Annotated in this window: 11 protein-coding genes and 2 pseudogenes; 9 read left to right on the forward strand and 4 right to left on the reverse strand. The window is 60.7% G+C overall.

Annotated elements, in window-relative coordinates; translation table 11 throughout:
* Together VF672_RS10005 and VF672_RS10010 are read right to left on the reverse strand one after the other, a co-directional pair.
* Positions 1–137, reverse strand: a pseudogene (locus VF672_RS10005) (HNH nuclease family protein); the annotation flags it as partial.
* Between the two features lie 70 nt (positions 138–207).
* Positions 208–894, reverse strand: a complete 687-nt coding sequence (locus VF672_RS10010; RefSeq protein ID WP_331104220.1) for a spermidine synthase — start codon at positions 892–894, stop codon at positions 208–210.
* A gap of 111 nt (positions 895–1005) precedes the next feature.
* Here VF672_RS10010 and VF672_RS10015 point away from each other — a divergent pair, with 111 nt between their 5' ends.
* Positions 1006–1293, forward strand: a complete 288-nt coding sequence (locus tag VF672_RS10015; RefSeq protein ID WP_331104222.1) for a hypothetical protein — start codon at positions 1006–1008, stop codon at positions 1291–1293.
* 16 nt (positions 1294–1309) lie between these two features.
* Here the strand turns inward: VF672_RS10015 and VF672_RS10020 are convergent, their stop codons facing one another.
* Positions 1310–1777 carry a cyclic nucleotide-binding domain-containing protein gene (locus VF672_RS10020; RefSeq protein ID WP_331104224.1) on the reverse strand — a complete coding sequence of 156 codons (468 nt, stop codon included), beginning with the start codon at positions 1775–1777 and terminating at the stop codon, positions 1310–1312.
* 116 nt (positions 1778–1893) lie between these two features.
* Positions 1894–3951 carry a S9 family peptidase gene (locus tag VF672_RS10025; RefSeq protein WP_331104226.1) on the reverse strand — a complete coding sequence of 686 codons (2058 nt, stop codon included), beginning with the start codon at positions 3949–3951 and terminating at the stop codon, positions 1894–1896.
* A 152-nt stretch (positions 3952–4103) separates the two neighbouring features.
* Here VF672_RS10025 and VF672_RS10030 point away from each other — a divergent pair, with 152 nt between their 5' ends.
* From VF672_RS10030 to VF672_RS24750, 8 genes and pseudogenes are all read left to right on the forward strand, one after another.
* Positions 4104–4601, forward strand: coding sequence for an MFS transporter (locus VF672_RS10030; protein WP_331104228.1), 498 nt, complete (start codon positions 4104–4106; stop codon positions 4599–4601).
* Positions 4602–4652: 51 nt separating this feature from the next.
* Positions 4653–5426: a class II glutamine amidotransferase gene (locus VF672_RS10035; protein ID WP_331104230.1), complete on the forward strand. Its 774-nt coding sequence runs from the start codon at positions 4653–4655 to the stop codon at positions 5424–5426.
* Between the two features lie 13 nt (positions 5427–5439).
* Complete coding sequence (locus tag VF672_RS10040; RefSeq protein ID WP_331104232.1) at positions 5440–5964, forward strand: DUF2937 family protein; 525 nt, start codon at positions 5440–5442, stop codon at positions 5962–5964.
* Between the two features lie 361 nt (positions 5965–6325).
* Complete coding sequence (locus tag VF672_RS10045) at positions 6326–7090, forward strand: 5-oxoprolinase subunit PxpA (protein WP_331104234.1); 765 nt, start codon at positions 6326–6328, stop codon at positions 7088–7090.
* Positions 7087–7791, forward strand: a complete 705-nt coding sequence (locus VF672_RS10050; protein ID WP_331104236.1) for an allophanate hydrolase subunit 1 — start codon at positions 7087–7089, stop codon at positions 7789–7791. The genes VF672_RS10045 and VF672_RS10050 overlap by 4 nt, the downstream gene beginning before the upstream one ends.
* The gene (locus tag VF672_RS10055; RefSeq protein ID WP_331104238.1) at positions 7788–8720 is read left to right on the forward strand and encodes a biotin-dependent carboxyltransferase family protein; all 933 of its coding nucleotides are present in this window, start codon (positions 7788–7790) and stop codon (positions 8718–8720) included. The genes VF672_RS10050 and VF672_RS10055 overlap by 4 nt, the downstream gene beginning before the upstream one ends.
* A 106-nt stretch (positions 8721–8826) precedes the next feature.
* Positions 8827–9426 carry a hypothetical protein gene (locus VF672_RS10060; RefSeq protein WP_331104240.1) on the forward strand — a complete coding sequence of 200 codons (600 nt, stop codon included), beginning with the start codon at positions 8827–8829 and terminating at the stop codon, positions 9424–9426.
* Positions 9427–10514: 1088 nt separating this feature from the next.
* A pseudogene (locus VF672_RS24750) lies at positions 10515–10647 on the forward strand (IS110 family transposase); the annotation flags it as partial.

Raw genomic sequence — 10647 nt, forward strand, 5'->3', positions numbered from 1 at the left:
TCCCGGGCGCAGCGGCCGCAGACGTGCGGGTACATGCGCAGCGCCTTGTCGCGGTAGCCCATTTCGCGGTCACGCTGGGCGTCGGCGAGGATGCGGTCCAGTTTTGAAGTGTTGGTGGGCGTATTAACCGAACTCATGGTGTCACCTGTTTCGTGTTCTGTTGGCAATGGAGAGCAATGGAGGCAAGTCTAGCGGTTTGCCAGCGGGTCAGCCCTTGAGTTTTTCGGCGATCCAGATCGTGTGCCGCGTGCCCTTGTTACCGTGGGCGTAGACCTTGACCTCTTCGGCCTTGAAGCCGGCCTTGCGCAGCTTGTCGCTGAAGGCCGCGTCGGCGCTGGCGGACCACACCGCCAAGATGCCTTTGGGGCGCAACGCGTTCGCGCAGGCCGCCAGACCTCCGGCCGAATACAGCCAGCTGTTGGATTTTTGCGTCAGGCCTTCGGGGCCGTTGTCGACGTCGAGCATGATCGCATCAAAGCCCTGGGGCTCGGCTTTGAGCACCTGGGCGACGTCCTGCACCAGCACTGTGGCGCGCGAGTCTTGCAAGGGATTGCCGGACTTTTCGCCCAGCGCGCCGCGATTCCATTCGACGACACCCGGCACCAGCTCGGCGACCACCACTTCGCCGTTCTTGCCCAGATGCTTGAGCGCTGAGGCGAGGGTAAAGCCCATCCCCAGCCCGCCGATGAGCACCCGCGGGTTAAGGCGTGACGCAACCTTTGTGCAGGGGATTTCGGCCAGGGCGTCTTCGGAGCCGTGCATGCGCGTGTTCATCAGTTGGCCGCCGTCGCCACCCTGAATCTTGATGACAAAATCCTCGCCGTACTCGAAGAGGCACAAGGCGCCGCCGTTATCGGGGATCGGAGTGGTGTCGAGCAGAACAAAACGTTTCATGGATAACTCGTCAAATGGGTCGGACCGCCTGCAGCGCAATTTCTCAGAGCGCGATGCGTTGCGCAGGAGTAGCCTGAGCGGTAATCGAAAGATTGGCAGGGGAGGCCAACGATGAAGTGCTCCATTCTACTGACGATTGTCATCACTGTGCTCGGCGTGTCGCAAGCGTCTGCCGAGAGCCTGCAACCTGTCCTGAATACGCCCGAGCCCATCGCGGCGTCCGCCGGTTCGCCCGGCACTGCAACACCGACACCGTATCCGCAAGTTGCGCCCCCGGGCGTTCCCCACGCAGGCGGCCAGGGCAACCCGCCGCTGCTGCCGAAGATCCCCCAGCCGGGCCCGCCAAAAGAAGACGAGCCGTTGCCGGGATTGCAGCCATCGGCCAAGCCCACCCCCTGATTGACGCTCGACGCTTTCAATCCTGCTGCGCCACCACCTGACCGTCCATCATGCGAAGTCGCTTCGACATCGCCACCGCGATCGCGCGGATGATCTTGGCCGCCACTCTCGGCGCTTCGTTGAGCATCTTCTCCAGCGAGTCCTTGCCCAGGTTCAGCAGATAGCACGACGACCCGGCGACGCACGTGGCCGAGCGACGCTCGCCATCGAGCACCGCCATTTCGCCAAACGCCCGACCGCTGCGCAGAATGGCGGTTTCCACCGCGAGCCCCTCGGCGTTGAGCTTCTGCACCGAGACCGTGCCGGAATGAATGATGCACATGAAGGTACCCGCGTCGCCTTCGTTGAAGATCGCATCGCCCTTCTCGATGCTGCTGATGCTGAAGTACCCCGCCGCTGCGGCAAATTCAGCCGGCGTCAGGGCCACGAACAGACCGCAGTCCATCAGCATGTCGCGTATTTCTTTGTTGAGTAATGTAGACATGGCGAATTCTTGTTGAGTGTCTTGGAAGATTGCTGAGCGCTGGCTGGTCTTTGAGCCGCCCCGGACATTACGTCGCCCGGGGCTTCCCATGTGACACGCCGCTCAGGCAGGTTTCATCAGGCCATCTGCAGCACTTTCAGAATGAACCCGTATTCAAGGGCCACATCCCGTAATCCCTGATAGCGCCCGCTCATCCCGCCGTGGCCCGCACCCAGCTCAGTCTTGAGCAGCAGCAGGTTATCGTCGGTTTTGTGATCACGCAGTTTCGCCACCCACTTGGCCGCTTCCCAATATTGCACGCGGCTGTCGTTGTAACCCGCGATCACCAGCATGGCGGGATAAGCCTGCGCCGTGACATTTTCGTAGGGCGCATAGGCCTTGATGCGCGCATGGACGTGCGGCTCTTGCGGATTGCCCCACTCATCGTATTCGGTGACGGTCAGCGGCAGCTCGGGATCGAGCATGGTGTTCAACACGTCAACGAACGGCACTTCGGCGATGGCCGCCTTGAACAGCTCGGGACGCTGATTCACCACGGCGCCAATCAACAAGCCGCCGGCGCTGCCACCGCTGATGACTAGCCGTTCGGCCGTGGTGATGTTTTCCCCAATCAGGTGCTCGGCGCAGGCGATGAAGTCGCTGAAGGTGTTTTGCTTGTGCTCCTGCTTGCCGTTGCGGTACCAGGCCTCGCCCAATTCACCGCCGCCGCGCACGTGGGCGATGGCGAAAGCGATGCCGCGATCAAGCAGACTCAGGCGCGCGTGGGAAAACCACGGGTCCAGGCTTTCGCCGTAGGCGCCATAGCCGTACAGATAGAGTGGAACGGTCTGACCGACCAACTCGCGTTTGACCACCAGACTGATCGGCACTTGGGTACCGTCGGCCGCCGTCGCCCATAGCCGCTGGCTGACGTAGGCGTCGGCATCGAACGCACCCAGTACGGGGGTTTCCTTGAGCACCGCCTGTTCTCCGCTTGCCAGTGACAATTGCCACACCTGCGGCGGACGGTTCAGCGATTGATAACGCAGTCGGATCTTGTCGCTCTCGAATTCCAGCGTGTCCTGCACGTACAGGTTGTAGGCCGCATCGGGGATTTGCACGCGATACGCCGGCAGCCCTTGCGGATGCACTTCAACGATCGGCAAGCCGCCTTCGCGCAGGCTCAAGGTCAGGCCTCTGGCGTTGAGGCTGAAGCCGTCCAGCATGACCGTGTCGCTGTGGGCAATCAGCTGTCGCCAGTCGCCGCGCTCAGGGGCGCCATCGGTCTTTTCCGGCGCGTGGTACAGCGCGAAGTTGATACCGTCCTGGTTGCTGCGGATCACCCAGTTCCACTCGCCATCGATCAGGCCGTGGTCCACCGAATACTCGTGACCCTCGCTGCGCGGCGCCATGCACACGAATGCCTGTTCGGGCGTGCTGGCGTCCAGCACCCAGGCCTCGCTGGTGGTTTTGCTGTCCAGCCCCAGGATCAACTGCCGCTCCGAACTGCTGCGATAGCAATGCAGGAAGAAGCGCCCGTCGGGCTCGCTGAACACCAGCTCGGCGGACGCTTCGCCCAGCTTATGGCGATACAGCTTGTGCGGACGGTGGGTGTCGTCCAGTTCGCCGAAGAACAGCGTCTGGCTGTCGTTGGCCCACGTCATGCTGCCGTCGCAGTCTTCGAACGGCAGGCTGCTGACCGCGCCGCTGCTCAGTTCCTTGACGTACAGCTGGTAGACCTCTTCGCCGCTGGTGTCGAGGCTGTAGGCCAGGCGCTGATGGTCGGGGCTGATGCTAAACGCGCCTAGAGAGAAGAAACCGCCGCCGGCGAGCGCGTTGGGGTCAAGCAGCAGCTCTTCGGCGCTCTCGTCGAGGGTCTGGGAGTCATCGGCCGGGCGCGGGCAGCGGTAGTGACGGGCGTATTCGTCGCCTTCGGTGGTACGGGTGTAATACAAGTACGGCCCCCAGGGGGAGGGCAGTGACAGGTCGGTTTCGAGGATGCGGCTCTTGATTTCCTGGAACAGCGTTTCGCGCAGTGGCTGCAAGTCGGCGAGCTGCTGTTCCTGCCAGGCGTTTTCGGCCTTGAGGTAATCGAGCACTGCATCGGTGTCGCGGTTTTGCAGCCAGGCATACGGGTCGGCGCCGTCGGCCTTGCGGGCGACGGGGGCGCTGGAAATGTGGGGGACGGAAGGCATGCTGGGCTCTCTCACGTGGGGCTCATCTTAAAGGGATCGGTCGCGCTGCCGGGCGCCTGGCCCGTGGCAGACCGATAACTGAAGCCGGGGAAGCCGGGCTGGTGAAAAGTCGTTATCATAAGCGCCTCTCTACCTGCCTTACCACGGACGTCATGACCGACAACGACTATCTGATTGCCTGGGGCCTCTACGCGTTCGCTGCGTTGGGCTGTCTGTTGGTGTGGTTCAAGCTGACCGGCTGGATGTGGCGCTACCTGCGCGAACCCTTGCGCGTGGTCGGCGCCGTGCTGTTGTTCTGCCCGACCATCGTCGATCCGGCCAAGGATCAATACGCCCCCGCCCTGGCGATCAGCGTGCTGGACCTGGCGCTGAAGGTCGGCAACAACGTCTGGCGGGCCGTGCTCGACCTCTCAACCTATGGCGCCGTCGCCCTGGGGCTTTACCTCGTTTACGCCTTGATCCGCTTGCCGTTCCTGCGCAAGAAAAAAGCCCGTCTGGCCCACGCCGAAGCGGCCGCGGCGCAGGCTGCCGCCGAGCAACAGCAACCAGACGAGCCTTATGCCGACTCATCGACCGGGCGTTTCGCCAGCCAGTCGCCAACGCCAGCGCCTGCTCCGAGCGGCCGTTATCGTGTCGAACCCAAACTGTGAAGATGACCGGCATTTTCACAGTCCGGAGCGCCAACGCACCGAGGCCTGAGCATGTGTGAACTTCTGGGCATGAGTGCCAATGTACCGACTGACATCGTGTTCAGCTTCACCGGGCTGATGCAGCGCGGTGGGCGCACCGGGCCGCACCGCGACGGCTGGGGCATCGGTTTTTATGAAGGCCGTGGCTTGCGCCTGTTCCAGGACCCTGCCGCGAGCAGCGAATCAGAGGTCGCGCAACTGGTCCAGCGTTACCCGATCAAGAGTGAAGTGGTCATCGGCCATATCCGTCAGGCCAACGTCGGCAAGGTCTGCCTGTCCAACACCCACCCTTTCGTGCGCGAACTGTGGGGCCGCAACTGGTGTTTCGCCCACAATGGCCAGCTCGCGGATTTTCATCCCGGCGCGACGTTCTATCGGCCGGTAGGCGACACAGACAGCGAAGCGGCATTCTGCGATTTGCTCAACCGGGTTCGCGAAGTTTTTCCCGAACCTGTCGAGATCGAGCAGTTGCTGCCGACGTTGGTCGAGGCCTGCAACGAATACCGCAGCAAAGGCGTGTTCAATGCACTGCTCAGTGATGGCGACTGGCTGTTTTGCTACTGTTCGACCAAGCTGGTGCACATCACCCGCCGCGCCCCGTTCGGGCCGGCGCGCCTGAAAGACGTCGATGTCATCGTCGATTTTCAGGCGGAAACAACGCCCAACGATGTGGTAACGGTGATCGCCACCGAGCCGCTGACCGAAAACGAGACCTGGAATCGCTACGAGCCGGGTCACTGGAGCCTTTGGCGCCGTGGCGAATGCGTTGCCGAAGGCGCGGCCTGAACGAGAGGGATCTATGCTGCGAAGCTACCTGCGACTGGTGTTGTTCACGGCGGGCCTGTTGATAGGCGTGCAGATTCCGGGCTTCATCAGCGATTACACCAAGCGCGTCGAAGCGCACATGCTGGAAGCTCAGCAGGGCCTGCGCGGCTATAACGAGACCGCGCTGCGGTTCTTCAATGGCGATGTGCAAGCGCTGATCCAGCATTACCGCACCAGCGATGACCCGGTATTCCGCACCGACGCCGATAACATCAGCAACCTGCTCACCCGCAATCAGACACTCGACCGCGAATGGCTTGCGCTGCAAGGCCCCTGGTACAGCCGCGCCTGGCACGTACTGACCGCCGCCGATACCGCCATTCGCAACGAAACCTGGAACGGCTACACCTGGCAGGTGCTGCTGTCACCGGAAGTGATCGGCTGGGGTCTGTTGTGCGCGCTGCTGTTCTCCCTGGTCATTGAAAGCATTGTGGTGTTCATCGACTGGGTGTTCGTCGGCCGGCATCACGTCCGGCCGGTCGGTCGCGACTGGCGCTGAGGCGGATTACCTGGCTTAGCTTGCCCGGGTGGTGATCTTGCTGACGCCTTCCCGGCTAAAGCCGGTCCTACTGAGCGCAATATTCCGTAGGACCGGCTTTAGCCGGGAAGGCTTGTAGCAGAGCACCCCGCGCGCCCCTAGGACCGGCTTCAGCCCGGAAGGGGCCATCCCAGTCAGTAAAGATCCTTCGCACCGTTCACTTTTTCTTATCCTCCCCCCGCGCTTTTATTCGTTGGACGCTCAAGCCATTCCCGCCGAAGAATGCTTGCACCGCACAGCCCTGTGTCCCGCGCTGCCCACTTGAGTAACCCGCGCGTACACTCGAGCTTCTCCCCGTTTCGTTCGCACAGGAGTCACGCCTTTGAGCCGCCTGTTATTGAATTGTGATATCGGCGAAAGCTACGGCGCCTGGACCATGGGTCTGGATGCCGAGGTCATGCCCTACATCGATTGCGCCAACATCGCCTGCGGCTTCCACGCCGGGGACCCGACCGTCATGCGCAAAACCGTTGCGCTGGCCCTGGCCAACAACGTCACCATCGGCGCGCACCCGGCCTACCCTGATCTGGTCGGTTTTGGCCGCCGCTCGATGGCCTGTTCCCCGCAAGAAATTCAAGACCTGCTGCATTACCAGATCGGCGCACTCGACGGCGTTTGCCGCGCACAGGGCAGCCACGTCAGCTACGTCAAACCCCATGGCGCGATGTACAACGACATGATGGCCAACCCGGCCCAGCTGCGCGCCGTCATCGAAGCCATTGCCCGCTACAACCCGGAACTGCCGCTGATGTTGCTGGCCATGCGCGACAACTCGTCCGCGCAAGCCATTGCCGACGAATTCGGCGTGACGCTGTGGTTCGAAGCCTTCGCCGATCGCGCCTACGACAGCGTAGGGCGTCTGGTCTCGCGCAACTTGCCCGGCGCGGTGCACCACGACGCGGATGTCATTATTGCCCAGGCCATGACCCTGTCCCGCGGCGAAGCATTGACCGCCAGCGATGGCAGCGAGCTGCGGCTGCAACCTCACACCTTGTGCGTGCACGGCGACAACGCCAGTTCCATCGACGCCGTCCAGCGCATTCGCCAGGCGTTGAACAGCGCCGATGCCGGACCGTCCGCGCTGTGAACCTGCGCATCGAGGTCGTTGCCATCGATTGCCTGATGGTCCGCCTGTTCGACGTCATCGACGAGGCCAACATGCCGTGGATGCTCGCCGCGACGTTGCGTCTGCGTGAGGGTTTCGCTGCGCATTTGATTGATCTGGTGCCGTCCTACACCACGCTGATGGTGCACTACGACCTGTTGGCGCTGAGTCCGACCCAGGCTCGGGCAATTATCACCGAAGCGCTGGTGGACCTCACGCCTGACGCCGCCCGGAGCGGTCGGCAACATGTGTTGCCGGTCTGGTACGACTTAAGCGTCGGGCCCGAGTTGGGCCTGTTGTCCAGGCGCAGCGGGTTGTCGGTAGACGAGGTGATTCGCCGCCACAGTCAGCGCGAGTATCAGGTCTTCGCGCTGGGGTTCGCACCGGGCTTCGCGTTCATGGGGCTGGTGGAAGAAGCCCTCGCCGCGCCGCGCATCAAAACACCGCGCAAGCGTGTGGCGGCGGGAAGTGTCGGGATTGCCGAGCGGCAAACGGCAGCCTATCCGCTGGAGTCCCCCGGCGGCTGGAACATCATTGGCCGTACCCCGGCAAAACTCTTCGACCGTGAAATCGACGGTTACAGCCTGATGCAACCCGGCGACACCGTGCGATTTGCCGGCATTGATCACGCAGAATTCATTCGTCTGGGCGGCGATGACACCCCGCTGGAGGCGCTGACATGAGTGTGTTGACCGTACAAAGCAGCACGCCGCTGTGCCTGTTGCAGGATGCAGGACGGTTTGGCGTGAGACACCTCGGCGTGACCCAGGGCGGGGCGCTGGACTGGGTGTCGATGTCGTGGGCCAACAAGCTGATGAATAACGCGCTGGACGCCGCCGTTATCGAAGTGACGCTGGGCGGCCTGACGGTGCTGGCCGAGGCCGACTGCTGCCTGGCCCTGGCCGGCGCAGACCTGGGTGCAATGCTTGACGACCGTCCTATCGCGCCGTGGCGCAGTTTCTTCATCCGCAAGGGTCAGCAGCTTCGCTTTACGCAGCCCGTCACCGGCGCTCGCGCGTACCTCGCTGCCCCCGGCGGATTCGCGGCGGTCGATGTGCTCGGCAGCTGCGCCACTGTCACGCGCGAAGGGCTGGGCGGGCTGGAGGGAGGCGGCAAAGCGCTGGCTGAAGGCGATCAACTGACTTATTCAGGGGCGTCATTTGCGCTTCACGCGCTACCCGACCACCTCATCCCCGACTTTTCCGACCAACGTCCGCTGGATGTCGTCCTTGGTGCACAGATCGGCCAGTTCAGCGGCTTGAGCCTGTTCGATGCGTTCAACAGCAACTGGACCCTCGACAGCCGCGCCGACCGCATGGGCATGCGCCTGCTGGGGCCAGAGCTGATTTATCAGGGCAAACCGATGATCTCAGAGGGCATTCCGCTGGGCGCCATCCAGGTCCCGCCTGACGGTCAGCCGATCGTCCTGCTCAACGACCGCCAGACCATCGGCGGCTATCCAAGACTTGGCGCGTTGACGCCGCTCTCACTGGCGCGCCTGGCGCAGTTGCTGCCGGGCACTGTGGTGCGGATGAAGGCCGTGGTGCAGGAGGTGGCGCATCGGGAGCAGGTGGGGTGTTTGCAATCGCTCGCGGGTTGTTTGGCGCTGTAGCTCTTGTCCTACGTGTTTGTCGGAAATGCTGGTCGGGATTATCAGGTCGTCTTTTTTGAGCAAGGGTCGTTAAGCACTTCATGTGTTCTTGATATGAGGTGCAGATATGAACCTGACATTGGTCGTCGATCAAAATCACTCTTGCCCGCGGGGTGTTGAGGTGATTAACGACAAGATAAAACAAGAGGCGCCACTCGATTCCGGAACAGAGCAGACGCAGGCTACAGTGCTCAAGGCCCCTGCGCCGGACGTTGAGTATCATGAAGTCAAGCTTGATGGGACGCTGAGACCGTCAGGTGATGGCGGTGTTTTCTTTAGGTCCCTGAGTCCTCGGGAGTTTCGTGAACAGGTAAAGCTGGATGCTCGTAGCCGGGCAGCTGAATTGCTGGCGACGGATATGGAAGGACTACGAGATGCGTTAAAAACAAAGCTTGAGCTCAGCAATTCAGAGTTAGCAAAAAAGCCCTTTACGTTTTCCATCGATGAAACGGGGTTAATCAAGCCGGTTGGGTTAGATTGCGAGCTGACACAGCTAGAAGAAAGCATTCTCTACAGTTTGATAAATGAAGATAAAGCATTCAGTGACGCGGCACGGGAATACATATTCGTTTTGGCAGGGATCGTTCATCGAACGTTGGAGGGGCTGGACGCAAAGTATGCTAGGTTTTTTTCGCCTGCAGGCAGCAAACCCAGTAGCACAGCATGAACCTACTGGGTTTGGCGGAAGTTATCGAACGGTGTCGGCTGAGCACATTTGCGTTAAGGGCGATGTTTCAAGACCGCCGACATCATTTCCTCTGACAGAGAAACTCCAGTAGCCAGTGTTATAGGTGGCCCTCCATTTTAGTCGGGTGTTGAGGGCTTCATTGAAGGGAGGGGTTGTGTTTCTGCCGATGCAGTCGTCGAATCTCATATTGCCAGAGATATACCCGAGGGATCGGTGATGTATTCTTTGATCGTTAATTTGTGGGGTTGGTGCTCATCGGGGTTCAGGACGAGGTGGACCATTGCACCCTCCACTGGGTGGCCTTTTGAGTCCGTCACCAAAGTTCTCCAGCTCAACGTATGTCTAAAGAAATGGTCGTGGAAATAGTGCTTAAACCATTGGTAATCTCCAGAGAGTACAGTTCTTTTCCTGTCGATATAAGGAGCTGACCCGAACTCCACCACATAACTGTCGCCAGTGTACACAGTCATGCCAGGAGATCTGAAGATTCTCATTAGAACTTTCTGGTTGGGTGCTAAATCCCAAGCAGCCGCATTCGTCGGAGTGTTTTTCGTTCAGTCCAGTGAATAATTCGCTTTGTCGGGCTGCGATGATCAGTTAAGTTTTAACTGATGAAATGACGTAATCAGCTACCGGTAGTCCATGTCAATACCGAAGATGTAAAAACATGACGCTCTCACCCGGTGGGAGCATATATGTGCGCGATGCGGCCTATGACTCGATGAAGGCGTTCACCCTGACGCACCGCACAATCCGGTTTTACGACGACTGCGTCGCCGATCGCGGGACAAGCCACGCTCCTTGTATGTTTCCCACACACCCACTGAGACTCGTTATTCTCGTGAGTGCGTCACCAAAGAGATGTGTTCTGGGGGAGACCGATCGCTCCTTAAGGCAGGACTTGCGCCTGACCTTGTCTGTAGAGAGGTCCCCCCGCCTCATTGCCCACCACGTAGAGTATCGAGAAGCCGACGAATCGGACTTCGCATTACAAGGTTGCAGCGGCATGAAGTTCGAGGTCAGGGGAACCAGAGCCATCATTACCTAGTTTTTCTGGAGATGAAAGCATGGCTGTTCACGTCGGTCTTGATGTCGGTTCACGTACGACGGCCATGGGATGGCGCGATAACGGCCGATCAGCCGGCTCGTGGGAAATCGCTCAAACACCTAAAGGCCGCAAGGCTGCCGTCAAGAAACTCC

Origin of the sequence: Pseudomonas sp. (assembly GCF_036387035.1) — a bacterium.
Lineage (GTDB): Bacteria > Pseudomonadota > Gammaproteobacteria > Pseudomonadales > Pseudomonadaceae > Aquipseudomonas.